The organism is Cytophaga sp. (assembly GCF_051961495.1).
Lineage (GTDB): Bacteria > Bacteroidota > Bacteroidia > Cytophagales > Cytophagaceae > Cytophaga.
The window spans coordinates 1-12,979 of sequence record NZ_JBQCDF010000244.1 but is presented as its reverse complement, the minus strand read 5'-3'; the positions used below and the strand labels follow the sequence as shown (position 1 = coordinate 12,979).

Sequence of the window (12,979 nt, the reverse complement as noted above, 5' to 3'; positions counted from 1 at the left end):
GAACGAATCTCTTGAAACAGCCGTTAAAAAAAGAACACAGGAATTAGAAACCCAAAATGAACAATTATCCGAATATGCGTTCATCAATTCTCATGTGTTAAGAGCACCGTTATCAAGAATTATGGGCCTGGCATATTTAATAAGCCAGGAGATTACATTACCCACAGAACAAAAACTCCTAACGGATCTTATCAATTCATCAAACGAACTCGATTCCATTGTAAAGAAGATCAGCGAAATTCTATATGATGGAAACAATCTCAAAAGAGAAGATATCCGTATCATTCTTGACAAGAACTTCAACACATCTTCTGATTAAACTTATTTTATCTTACAATACCACTAATTGGCTCAACCAATAATAAAAAAGATATCAAAAGCTGTATTGTACCATGCACAATACAGCTTTTTTCTTATGGTGTGAATGATGTAATCTATTTTCAAAATACTGCAAAGCTAGTGGGTCAAATTTATAGGAAATTTGGCTTAACAAAAGATTACCGGCCATGAAAACCAAGAAAAAAACTTCTGAAAAACCCGACGAAATTGTCGATGAAAAATTTCCCGGCTATCCAAAATATCCGGCACGGGATGACATATACAACAAGTACGATCGCATTGATGAAGCGGATCCCGAAATCTCAGCAAGGAAAAAGAAATCTATATTACCTGATAATGAATATGGCAATACAGCGCTTGATGTGCCAGGTGCGGAAATGGATGATGAACAGGAAGCAATCGGCAATGAGGATGAGGAAAATAATTATTACAGCATTGGTGGAGATAATCACAACGACCTGGAAGAAAATCAGGGTGATGAACTATTTTAATATATACTCTCACAGCATTCAGACAAAGCAACTCAAATGATGTACACGTATGAAACCACCTGTACTAAAAAAAGAAATGAACCCGGCATTGAAAAAGGCTTATTCAATTCTGTGGCATCTGGTAGCGTATTCTTCAATAACATTAATAGCATGGAATACTATATATATAATTTCACTATGCCTGTAACCTCATTCCAATTAACTAATTCTGTTCCTATGAAATTTTCTCATAAAACTTTTATGTTGCTGTTCATAGCTGTTATGCTTGATTTCATAACAAACAGCTGTATACGATCTGAAACGGCGGCACAGCAAAAGCAATGTCCGGTTGCAGTAACAAATGCGACAGACACCATAGGGTTCAATAAATTTGATAATTTGAGCCAGGTAAATACCTGTATAAAAAAAAATAATATTCAATGTATTTCATCTTCGACCTATTCAACCTGTAATACAATAACCCGTAATCAACTGGATTCTTTGCTGCATGTGCTTGAATATAACAATAACATAAGCAAGGCTATTCTTATAAGCCCATTAGAAAAAACGCAGACAGTAATCGCATGTAACAAACAAGGTAAAGCAATACAAACTTTTAAAGTCATTAGTGACCGAAATGGTAACATAGAGTTTATTACTTTTTCAGATAGAAAAAATAAAGTTGAGTATAACATTAAAGATGGCATCACTAAAAGCCAATCAAAAAAACTTCGTAAGGATTTTAAACATCTGGTAGAAAGCGGCCAGGTATTTTATTATGATGAAAAGCAATTAACATCTACGGATAAAATTGCCCATGCTACCTCATTACCGTAAGCCCTGCCAGCCTGCATTTCAGCAGTTTTTTCCCCTTTACCAGGCTATTTAACACTTAACTACCTGAAAGTATTTTAATTAAGATTTGTAGATACTTGAAAATTGATTTAACTTGATCGAATCAAAAATCAGCTATCTATGAAAAAAACACAGGAATTACTTAAAGAAATAACTGATCTCACCTACAAAATCGAAAAAGATTATCCCGAGTTGTATCAGTATCTTGACGAAAATCCCATCACCATTCCGATAGTTGCCCACCCTACTATGAGCACAAAAGTCTTTTCAGATTATTTAGAGGATTTGAAAAACTTATTGAATAATCATATTGCGAGCCATAAAAAATAGTTATCCTGATTGATTCAGATTCTAACTATTGATTAACGCTCCCCTAAAGAAGAAATAAATGCCGTCACATACAGATTCTTATAATACAGATTTATTCTTTGAATTATCTTTGGATCTGCATTTCATTGCTGGTTATGACGGCTATTTAAAAAAAGTTAATCCTGCTGTAATAAAAACATTGGGCTATTCTGAAGAAGAACTTTATTCCAGGCCAATCAACGAGTTCATTCATCCGGATGACAGAACGATTACTTCTGAACACAGGCAGAATATTCATAAAAATAAACCTCTGTTAAATTTCGAGAACAGATACATTACCAAAAGCGGTGAGATTGTCTGGTTATCCTGGACCTCTATGCCCTATCAAAGCGAGCAATTGGTTTATGCAATCGCAAAAAATGTCACACACTTAAAAAATAAAGAAGAAGACAGAAATTTGCTTGTATCCGGTTTAACTGAAATGAATAAAAATTTCAAAAATTTAACTTTTACCATTTCACACGATCTGCGCCCACCGATAAATAATATTCTCTCTCTTATCAATTTTATCGATAGGTCTAAAATAAACGATAACTCTACAATTGAGCTGATTGATCTGCTAAAACATTCTGGCATTCAGTTAAAATCAACAGTAGACTCATATATTACCAAATTAACGCAGGATAGCATTTCGAACCTGTCGATTGAAACAGTTAGCATAGCTGCGGCTTTAGAACGTGTAAGCCAATCCATCCATAACCTGATCGTTGATACCAATAGTTCTATTGAAAGCGATTTTTCTGCTTTTGATAAAATATCGTTCAATAAAGCGTATCTGGATAGCATTTTGTTAAATCTTATCACCAATGCGATTAAATACGTCAATGTGGGTACGACTCCACACCTTGTGCTGCGTACACAAATCCTTAATGGAGAAAAACAATTACTGATTTCCGATAATGGGCAAGGTTTCAACCTTGAAAAAATAAAAAATAAAATTTTCGGCCTTCATCAAAAATTTCATTCACATTCAGACAGCAATGGCATTGGTTTGTATTTAGTATATACACATATAAAAAACCTGGGCGGCAACATAACTCTTGAAAGTGAAGTGGGCAAAGGCACAACCTTTACCATCACATTCGTAGATTAAATACTGTATATTGCATCTTTCTTCCAGTGACCGTTTCTATCGAAAATATCAGTGTCTGAAACATGTTAAAAATATTTCCCCGAAAACTAAGCATCCTTTTTCTTTTGATAAGCATTTCATATAACCTGAATGCACAGCAAGACACACTTAAAAAGTCTTTACAAGTAAGCGGCTACCTGGAAGTATATTATTGTTATGATATGGACAAACCTGCCAATCATATTCGTCCGCCATTTACTATCGCATACAACAGGCACAATGAAATAAACATCAATATAGGTTATATAAAAGCTGCATACGAAACAGAATCTGTTCGCGCCAATCTTGCACTAATGACTGGTACATATGCAAACATCAATCTTGCAACAGAACCAGGTGCATTAAAAATGATCTACCAGGCCAATGCAGGAGTAAAAATTCTTAAGAATAAAAACTTGTGGATTGACGCTGGTGTATTTGACTCTCATATCGGCGCAGAAAGCGCCATTGGAAAAGATTGCTGGAATCTTACGCGGAGCATGGCTGCAGACAATTCACCTTACTATGAAACAGGTTTAAAGCTATCCTATACATCTGATAATTCGAAATGGTATTTAAGCGGATTGGTTTTGAATGGCTGGCAACATATCCAACGACCGGATGGAAACAATACCCTTGCCTGTGGCCATCAGCTGACTTATACACCAAATAAAAAAATCAAGCTCAACAGCAGCTCGTTCATAGGAAACGACAAACCTGATACAATCAAACAAATGAGGTATTTTCATAACCTCTATGGATCATTTGCATTAAGCGATCGCTGTGGATTATTGGGAGGATTTGATATCGGATTCGAACAAAAGCAAACGGGAAGCAGTCAGTATAACGTATGGTACACTCCTTATCTGATGCTGCAATATAAAATATCGCCAAAAATCTCTCTGGCTGCCCGTACAGAGTATTACAGTGACAGATACAATGTCATAATCGCCACAAATACACCTAACGGATTCCAGACAGCCGGTTATTCTTTAAATGCAGATGTACGGATTAATGAACATGCGCTATGGAGAATTGAAGCAAGAACATTTCAAAGCAAAGACAAAATATTTACCTTACAGGATAAAGCCAGTAATGAAAATTATTTCTTTACAACCATGTTGGCAATTTCATTCTAATTTAAAGACACCTTATGGCAGACCCTTTAGGCACGGCGATTTCTGACTATCTTTCAAATACGCATCGCCCATTTATTGAAGTAGAGTCAAATCTTTTTGAGAACGAAGAAATTCCTGTTGAGTATCTTTTCCGTTCATTTGAATGGATGCCGGCAAAAGAACAACGTGCTTTGTCTTTAGCCCGGGGAAGGATTCTGGATGTAGGTGCAGGCTCTGGTATACATACACTGGCACTACAACAGCTTAATAAAGATGTTGTAGCTCTTGACCTTTCAGAGAAATGCTGTGAGGCCATGAAAAAGCAAGGTGTCATACAGGTTGTTCATCAGGATTTTTTTACCTATACCGATACTGAAAAATTTGACACAATACTTTTATTAATGAATGGATTTGGGATTGCCGGCACGCTCGATCATCTCGATCATTTTTTAAAACATTGTAAACTGTTGCTTAAACCAGGTGGTATGATTATCGGCGAGTCGGCAGATATACTCTACATGTTTGAAGAAGAAGACGGTTCGGTAAATATTGATTTGAATGGCAGCTATTATGGTGAAATGCAATATCGTATGAGCTACAAGGATCAAACAGGAAATTGGTTTCCATGGCTATATATCTCATCGGATTTATTATCTGATTATGCAGAGAAAGCCGGCCTCCAGGTAGCGGATCTGATAGAAGGAACGGATTCAGATTATATCATTTGTCTGAAAAATATTTAAACCTTCCAAATAATTTCGCAAAATCTTCGGAAAATACTATTGCTGCATATTTAATCTTTCCTTCAATGCTAACGATAAATTCATTTAAAAGTTAGACGAATTTATCGTACATTGCAGTGAATTAATGATATAATCAGAAGTGGTGGTGCTCTTTCTTCCAATTCAAATTATACCCGCAATTACAATTCCTATTTGACCTACAAGAAAAACACTGCATTATGAGTAAATCACAGGATACCTGGAACAAGAAAGAAGCTGAGAAGAAAAAAGCAAAAAAGAAACAGGATAAAGAACAACGTAAGGAAGAACGCAAGGCAAATGCTTCCAGCAACTTTGAAGACATGTTGGCTTATGTTGATGAATATGGAAATATCACATCCACTCCTCCTGATCCGACGAAAAAAATTGAGATTAAAGAAGAAGATATTCAGATTGCCATCCCCAAGCATATTCAATCCGCTCCTATTGACAGCCTGCACAGAGGTATTGTAACATTTTTTAATGAGTCTAAAGGATATGGCTTTATCAAAGATTCAGATACACAGGAAAGCATCTTTGTTCACGTAAATGGCCTGGTTGATACCATTAAAGAAAACAATAAAGTAACCTTTGAAATTGAAATGGGTCCCAAAGGGCCAAATGCTATAGCGGTAAAATTATCAAAGTAAAATCTGTCCGATATTCCATAAAAAAAGGTTTTCGTTCTACGAAAACCTTTTTTTATGCCTGTTCTTGTGAATTTAAAACACAACACTAAATAATCCAATTTTTTTATCGTATATTTATACTTTCAATAATTCCCCCATTACATGAAAAAAGTATTCTATACCCTCCTTTCAATCTTGCTATGTGTATTCTCTGTTCATGCCCAAACAGGAATGCTGGAAAACTTTAATGACAACACGCTTGATCCAAACTGGAAAAGTGTTCCGACAGGAAAGTTTGTATTCAATGAAAGCAGCGGCCAGTTACTTATTACGCCTTCAACAGTGGGGCCGGGCTGGGAAAACTTTGAATACAGTTTTAACGCTATTGACATTAGCGCAAATCCAACGGTATCATTAAAAATTAAAAACAGTGCTGCCTTTACCCTGCGTGTAGACCTTGTAGATAATACAGGCAAGGCAACAAACAACAGTCCCGTGACCAAGTCTGTAGCCATCAATAGTTCCCTCACTCTTGTAACCCTTGACTTTACGAATAAATTTACAGCTTCAGGAGGTGCAACAGTAGACAAGACCAAAATTTCAAAAATAGTTTTTTTCTTTAATCCGGGGGGAACATCCTACAGCTCTGCCGTAACATTTGATGATGTTACGGTTGGAGATCCTATTGTTAGCACGCCAGGCAATATTGTTTTAAACCAGGTTGGTTATGAATTGAATGGTACAAAAACAGCCATCTTCACAAATAGCGCCAACAGCCTTGCTGCAACCACATTTGACATCCTTTCATCAACAAACGCTGTTGTATATACAGGCAATATTGTTTCAAAAGGAGCAGTTACAGGCTGGACTAACAGATACTTCTGGGAATTAAATTTCAGTAATTTTCAAACTGCAGGTATATACAAAATCCGTGTAGGTACAAAAGTTTCTTATCCATTTGAAATCGGACAGAATATTCTGTTTTCAAAAACTGCCTTTTCTGTTGTTGATTTTTTCAAAGGCATGCGTTCGACAAATAATGCAGATAAAACACTTTCCTTTTACGGCCCCCGTAACGATCAGGTTAATGTTTACGGAGGCTGGAGAGATGCAACCGGTGACCCGGGCAAACACATGTCACACCTTTCCTATGCAAACTATTTCAACCCGCAACAAATTCCTTTTGTCGTCTGGTCCCTTTTGAAATCCTATGAAATGTCAACGGCTTCATTCACTGCCAAGTCAACGGATCTGTTAAATGAATCTAAATGGGGAGCAGATTATTTACTTAGAAACATCGACAAGCAGCAGAATTATTTATACCTGGCAATTTTTGATGACTGGGGAAATAATCCTTCTTCCAGAGAAATCTGCGAGTGGGGACAAGCAGGGACAGGTAATGACGGAGCACGGACAGCGAATTACCAGGCTGCTATGCGCGAAGGCGCAGGGATGGCCATAGCAGCACTTTCCAGAGCATACAGAATGAATCTGAATGGAGATAGCACCAAAACACAATATCTGAATGGCGCTATCCGCTTATATAATAATCTAAAAGCTCCGGGCACAGGCTATGCAACCAAAAACCTGGAGTATTGCAATGACCATACAGAAAACATCATTGATTTCTATTGCGGATTACTGGCAACAGTAGAACTTTATAAAGCAACCAACAATGCTGCCTACCTTACCGATGCTTCGGCCTATGCAGACAAGATCATCAGTATGCTTGATCCCCAAGGCTGGTTCCGCTCAGATGTTGCAGGCAACAGACCATTCTTCCACGCTGCGGATGAAGGTTTGCCATTAGTTTCGCTCATGGAATACATGGATATCGATGCATCCAAAAATGCTTCCATTACTCAGGTGATTAATAAAAATATTACCTGGTACATGAGTATCTCAAAAGAAGTAAATAACCCGTTCAATTACATCCGCGAATATGGGAAACCATACTCAAGCGGCACACTGGGCGCTGCCAGAAAAGCTTTCTTTCTTCCCCACAACAATGAAACTGAATATTGGTGGCAAGGAGAAAATGCCCGTCTGGCTTCTATGTCAACAGCATTAATTATGGCCGGAAGAAAATTGAACGCCCAATTTATGCTTGGCACAGATACATTAAGTACTTATGGTATAGCCCAACTCGACTGGGTACTCGGTAAAAACCCGTTTGACGTATGTATGATGACAGGCGCAGGTACTACTACCTACCAGAATTATCCGGTTGCTTCAGCCATACCAAACGTAACCGGTGGAATCTGTAATGGTATCACCGCGAAAGATATGGAAGAAACCAATATCGACTGGATGCCATATGCTTCCAGCGACTGGCAGAACTGGAGATGGATCGAACAGTGGCTTCCTCACGATGCATGGTTTATCCTTGCAGTATCTGCTATTGATGTGGCCAACACAACCCCACCCGTTGTTACAGCAGCCAACTTTACTGCCCCATCTTCTATTTGTTCAGGTGTTGCTGCTACAATTACCAATACATCTACAGGAAATATTACTGCTTACTCCTGGAATTTTGGTTCAGGTGCATCAATCGCTACAGCAGCAACTGCAGGTCCGCATTCGGTTTCCTGGTCTACAGGCGGCACAAAAACAATTACCCTGACGGTAACGGGTCCTGATGGTAATTTCACCAAGACATCAACTATTGTAGTAAACACTGTACCAACGGCTGCCGGTCCTATAACAGGTTCCAATACTGTTTGCGCATCAACAGGTGGTGTTACATACTCCATTCCTGCAATTGCAACGGCTACCAGCTATAGCTGGGTTCTACCTGCCGGCGCAGCAATTACTGCCGACGATCTGACAAACTCAATCACTACCACATACGGAACAACATCGGGTACGATTCAGGTTACACCATCCAACAGTTGCGGTAACGGTACAGCAGCGACACTTGCTGTAACTGTAAACTCCAAACCAACCGCTGCAGGAACGATTACAGGCAACACAAGCGTTTGTGCAAATGCTACCGGAATCACATATTCAATTCCTGCTATTACTACAGCTACAAGTTATAACTGGACCCTTCCAGCGGGCAGTACAATTACTGCAGGTGCAAACTCAAATGCGATCACGGTAACCGTTGGCACTACAACCGGAGATATCCAGGTTACCCCCGTTAATACATGCGGAAACGGAACTCCAAGTACAAAAACAATTACGATTAACAACGTTCCAACTGCTGCCGGTACCATAACAGGTGCAGCCACCAGCTGTAAAAACGCAGCCGGAATAACGTATTCGATCCCGGCTATTACTACGGCAACCAACTACAGTTGGACAGTTCCTGCTGGTACAACAATTACGGCAGGTGCAAATTCAAATGCTATTACTGTTACTTTCGGCAGTACATCCGGAGATATTCAGGTTACACCTTCAAATACATGTGGTAACGCAACTCCAAGTTCAAAAACAATTACATTGAACTCCGTGCCAGCTGCTGCGGGTACCATAACAGGTTTAATTACAAGCTGTAAAAATGCAACGGGGGTAACCTATTCAATACCTGCCATTGCAACAGCGAGCAGCTACGACTGGACTTTACCTGCCGGAGCATCCATTACAGCCGGAGCAACAACAAACTCAATCACTGTAACCTTTGCAACTACTGGCGGCAATATCCAGGTTACACCTGTAAATACCTGCGGCAACGGAACACCAGGTTCAAAAACAATTACATTGAATGATATCCCTGCTGATGCCGGAACAATAACCGGTGTTGCAACAAGCTGCCAGAATGCTACCGGTGTATCCTATTCTATTCCTGCAATTGCCGCGGCTGCAAGCTACAACTGGACATTACCGACAGGTGCTACCATTACAAGCGGAGCAAATACCAATTCAATTACTGTTTCTTTTGCAACGACCGGCGGCACCATCCAGGTTACGCCTGGCAATACATGCGGAAACGGTGCTCCAAGTTCAAAAACAATTACATTAAACACCGTGCCGACAGCAGCCGGTACCATTACCGGGAATGCTGCGAACTGTGTAAATGCCACCGGTGTGACCTACTCTATTCCTGCTGTTGCAACAGCTACCAGTTATGACTGGATACTACCAACAGGAGCATCCATTACAGCTGGCGCAAACACACAATCAATTACAGTCAGCTTTGCAACGACAGGAGGTGCTATCCAGGTAACTCCCGTAAATGCTTGCGGGAACGGAGCTTCGAAAAGTAAAACGATTACTTTAAATAATGTCCCTACGGCTGCAGGGACAATCACTGGTCTTACAGAAGCCTGTGTAAATACTACAGGAGTAACATACTCCATCCCGGCAATTGCCACAGCAACAGGCTACAACTGGAATTTACCGACAGGCGCGACTATTACAACAGGGGCGAATACAAGATCTATTACAGTTAACTTTGCAACGACAGGCGGTATGATACAGGTAACTCCTGTAAATACATGTGGAAACGGTCCTGCAAGTTCAACCTCCATTACCTTAAACACCATCCCTGCTGCCGCAGGCGCAATATCAGGCCCTGCAACACCATGTACAGGGGTGGCAGGAATCAATTATTCAATTCCTGCTATTGCAGCGGCAACAGACTATGCATGGTCATTACCAACTGGTGCTGTTATTACCGGAGGAACCAATACGAATTCCATTACGATAACATTAGGTTCTACCGGCGGCACAATTCAGGTTATTCCTTCCAATAGCTGTGGAACCTCAACAGCCGGCACCAAAACAATAACACTGACTACACCTCCAGGTGCTGCAGGAGCTATTTCGGGCAGTACATCTACATGTGCAAACAGTTCTGGTATTACCTACTCTATTGCTACAGTCGAAAATGCTACAGGTTATGTTTGGGAAATTCCAGCTACAGCGACTATCACCCAGGGAAATAATACAAACAGCATCACCGTTACATTCAGCACCCAGAGCGGAACGATACAAGTTGCTCCGACGAATACATGCGGCAGCGGAGCATCCAGCTCTCAAACGGTAACAGTTCTTCCTATCGGAACAAGTCCTTGCTTGCTACCAATCACTTCCGCTATTACAGGACCGACCACAGTAACGGCCAACCAACAAAATGTTACATATTCTGTTTCAAACAACAACGGTTCTACTTATACATGGACGGTTCCGGCAGGAGCTACAATTATCAGCGGACAAGGAACCAATACAATCATTGTATCTTTTGGCAGCACCGGTGGAACGGTTTCTGTCCAGGAAACAAACGAATTTGGTTCAGGAACGGCCGTTAGCAAAGATGTTACAATATCTACTACAACTGATATTAATGCAGAAGAGGCTACCGCGACAATCTCCATTTATCCCAACCCCTCAACATCTTGTAGTATTGTGAAAATTAAAACACAATCTGCAAGTGCGGTAGAGATTTCGATAATAGATGTAAGCGGTCTTATCCTTCAAAGCCTAACCTGCCAATCGGATGAAAACATCACAATCGGTACAGGTTTAAGCGCAGGTGTTTATATAATACAGATAAAAGTTAATCAACAGACATCGGTACACCGCTTAATAAAGCTATAAACAAAGCAGTCAATTCTCTGATACAAATAAAAAGGTCTCCTTCCAAATTGGCAGGAGACCTTTTTATTATATGAAGCAGTTGAAATTAGTAAGCTAAAACATCATCGTCTTTCAGGTTATTGAGCCACAGGGATTGTGATCGTTTCATCATGTACAGAAACATGGTATCATCCTTCAATATGAGTTTATTAATCGAAGTAGCCCTCACGGTTGAGCCCATGAAGTTATTCGTGCAGAAAAAGTCAATCATAGACTTCAACTCAATGCTTAATACAACAAATAAAACAGAGCCGTCGCCATTATCTCAATACCAATAAAAAAGCCTCATCCTGATTTGGAAGAGGCTTTTTTAATATGAGTATTTAAATGCACTAAGCTAAAATTTCATCATCCTTCAGGTCATTGCGCCGCAAGTATTTCGATAGCCTGAAACCATATACAGAGATATACAGATAGCAGGCAAATACAATAATTAATGCATAATCGTAATTCACATCAGCGAAATTACGCACGTTAAAAGGAATGACTGCTCCGCCAACAATAAACATAATTAAAACAGCAGAACCATCTAAAGAAAATTTACCCAAACCATTTACGCCTAAAGTAAAAATACTGGGAAACATAATGGAGTTAAATAAACCAATAGACATGATGATGTAGAAATTATACTCTGAGTAATCCTGGGGAAGCAATACCACAATCAAAATCAATACAGAAGAGATTGCAGCAACCGTACCCAATGCTTTGTTCGTTGGGATATACAACAAGATCAATGCTCCTAAAAAGCGGCCAAGCATTGCCAGCTGCCAATATTTTTCTGCCAGTGCCGGTGAAAAATCTTCCAGGTAATTTGCCAGGGCAACCTCAGCACCCACGTAGGCAAATATAGCAAATGCCCCCAAACGAAGCTGCGAGAAGTGCATCACGTGTCTCTTACGTTTTGACGTCACTTTATTCAACGGCTCTAATAGGCGTGTATTCAATTCAGGAAGATAGATCAGCATTAAAAAAATGGCGAACACGACCATTGCAATTCCAAAGATTTGATACAGATATCCGATATAAATAGACTCAAGTGTTATTTTATCCAATAAAGGCAAGGTCTGTAAATATTCATAAGAAAGATCATAATTAAAATCAATGTGACGGCTTAAGATTTCCATTGATACAATCGGACCAATTACTGTACCCAGTGAGTTAAATGCCTGTACAAATACCAGTCTGCTTGCTGCACGTTCAACGCCGCCTAATAAAACAACATATAAGTTTGCCCCTACCTGCAGAATGGTAATACTTGATGCCATGCAAAACAAGGCGATCAAAAACATATAATACAATTTGTATTTTACAGATAACAAAAACAGAAAACAGCCGGCACAAGCCAGCAACCAGCCTATTAATATACCTTTTTTATATCCAACCCGCTGAATCATGCTTCCTGCCTGGAGGGATACAATCAGATAGGTACAAAAGAATGTTAAATTGATTAAAGTAGAAACTGAATAGGACAATCCGAACACCACCTTGAAATGCTGGTATAAGAATAAGTTCAGGTTGGTTAATAAGCCCCACATAAAGAAGAGCACAGCCATCACAAAAATCAGGATCAGTCTTTGTTTTTTACTAATCTGAAGCGTTAATTCTTTCATCTAATATTATTTATAACCGATGTTTTTATTGTCCTTTGTTGAACGCCTTAGGAATAGATCAATTCAAACAGAACAAATCCGTAAGCATTCATTGGAACAAAGATCTTATTCTCTTTAATTTCTACTTGAATCTCAGG

The 12,979-nt window shown here is 39.4% G+C and carries 10 protein-coding genes and 1 pseudogene; 9 read left to right on the top strand and 2 right to left on the bottom strand.

The features are described from left to right. From ACTHJT_RS13385 to ACTHJT_RS13345, 9 genes and pseudogenes are all read left to right on the top strand, one after another. A pseudogene (locus ACTHJT_RS13385) lies at nt 1-319 on the top strand (hypothetical protein); the annotation flags it as partial. Between the two features lie 187 nt (nt 320-506). Continuing rightward, complete coding sequence (locus ACTHJT_RS13380) at nt 507-830, top strand: hypothetical protein (protein WP_440238991.1); 324 nt, start codon at nt 507-509, stop codon at nt 828-830. A gap of 240 nt (nt 831-1,070) precedes the next feature. Continuing rightward, the gene (locus ACTHJT_RS13375) at nt 1,071-1,646 is read left to right on the top strand and encodes a hypothetical protein (RefSeq protein ID WP_440238988.1); all 576 of its coding nucleotides are present in this window, start codon (nt 1,071-1,073) and stop codon (nt 1,644-1,646) included. 138 nt (nt 1,647-1,784) lie between these two features. Then, the gene (locus ACTHJT_RS13370; RefSeq protein WP_440238986.1) at nt 1,785-1,994 is read left to right on the top strand and encodes a hypothetical protein; all 210 of its coding nucleotides are present in this window, start codon (nt 1,785-1,787) and stop codon (nt 1,992-1,994) included. A gap of 58 nt (nt 1,995-2,052) precedes the next feature. Further along, nucleotides 2,053-3,126, top strand: coding sequence for a PAS domain-containing sensor histidine kinase (locus ACTHJT_RS13365; protein ID WP_440238984.1), 1,074 nt, complete (start codon nt 2,053-2,055; stop codon nt 3,124-3,126). A 104-nt stretch (nt 3,127-3,230) separates the two neighbouring features. Further along, complete coding sequence (locus ACTHJT_RS13360; protein ID WP_440238982.1) at nt 3,231-4,283, top strand: porin; 1,053 nt, start codon at nt 3,231-3,233, stop codon at nt 4,281-4,283. 14 nt (nt 4,284-4,297) lie between these two features. Next, nucleotides 4,298-5,005 (top strand): class I SAM-dependent methyltransferase, encoded by a 708-nt coding sequence (locus tag ACTHJT_RS13355; RefSeq protein WP_440238980.1) that lies wholly within the window; start codon nt 4,298-4,300, stop codon nt 5,003-5,005. A 218-nt stretch (nt 5,006-5,223) separates the two neighbouring features. Next, nucleotides 5,224-5,673 carry a cold-shock protein gene (locus ACTHJT_RS13350; RefSeq protein WP_440238978.1) on the top strand — a complete coding sequence of 150 codons (450 nt, stop codon included), beginning with the start codon at nt 5,224-5,226 and terminating at the stop codon, nt 5,671-5,673. Nucleotides 5,674-5,814: 141 nt separating this feature from the next. Beyond that, entirely contained in the window at nt 5,815-11,193 is a 5,379-nt protein-coding gene (locus ACTHJT_RS13345) for a glycoside hydrolase family 9 protein (protein WP_440238976.1), read from the top strand. A gap of 85 nt (nt 11,194-11,278) precedes the next feature. Here ACTHJT_RS13345 and ACTHJT_RS13340 read toward each other — a convergent pair whose 3' ends face one another. Together ACTHJT_RS13340 and ACTHJT_RS13335 are read right to left on the bottom strand one after the other, a co-directional pair. Next, on the bottom strand, nt 11,279-11,443 hold the full coding sequence (locus tag ACTHJT_RS13340; RefSeq protein ID WP_440238974.1) for a hypothetical protein: 165 nt from the start codon (nt 11,441-11,443) through the stop codon (nt 11,279-11,281). Nucleotides 11,444-11,564: 121 nt separating this feature from the next. Continuing rightward, nucleotides 11,565-12,842, bottom strand: a complete 1,278-nt coding sequence (locus ACTHJT_RS13335; protein ID WP_440238972.1) for an MFS transporter — start codon at nt 12,840-12,842, stop codon at nt 11,565-11,567. Between the last annotated feature and the right edge of the window lie 137 nt (nt 12,843-12,979).

Excerpts from the sequence above, each read along its gene's own strand:
- ACTHJT_RS13380 (WP_440238991.1), top strand. The coding sequence starts at position 507 with ATGAAAACCAAGAAAAAAACTTCTGAAAAACCCGACGAAATTGTCGAT.
- ACTHJT_RS13375 (WP_440238988.1), top strand. The coding sequence starts at position 1,071 with ATGTTGCTGTTCATAGCTGTTATGCTTGATTTCATAACAAACAGCTGT.
- ACTHJT_RS13370 (WP_440238986.1), top strand. The coding sequence starts at position 1,785 with ATGAAAAAAACACAGGAATTACTTAAAGAAATAACTGATCTCACCTAC.
- ACTHJT_RS13365 (WP_440238984.1), top strand. The coding sequence starts at position 2,053 with ATGCCGTCACATACAGATTCTTATAATACAGATTTATTCTTTGAATTA.
- ACTHJT_RS13355 (WP_440238980.1), top strand. The coding sequence starts at position 4,298 with ATGGCAGACCCTTTAGGCACGGCGATTTCTGACTATCTTTCAAATACG.
- ACTHJT_RS13350 (WP_440238978.1), top strand. The coding sequence starts at position 5,224 with ATGAGTAAATCACAGGATACCTGGAACAAGAAAGAAGCTGAGAAGAAA.
- ACTHJT_RS13345 (WP_440238976.1), top strand. The coding sequence starts at position 5,815 with ATGAAAAAAGTATTCTATACCCTCCTTTCAATCTTGCTATGTGTATTC.
- ACTHJT_RS13340 (WP_440238974.1), bottom strand. The coding sequence starts at position 11,443 with ATGATTGACTTTTTCTGCACGAATAACTTCATGGGCTCAACCGTGAGG.
- ACTHJT_RS13335 (WP_440238972.1), bottom strand. The coding sequence starts at position 12,842 with ATGAAAGAATTAACGCTTCAGATTAGTAAAAAACAAAGACTGATCCTG.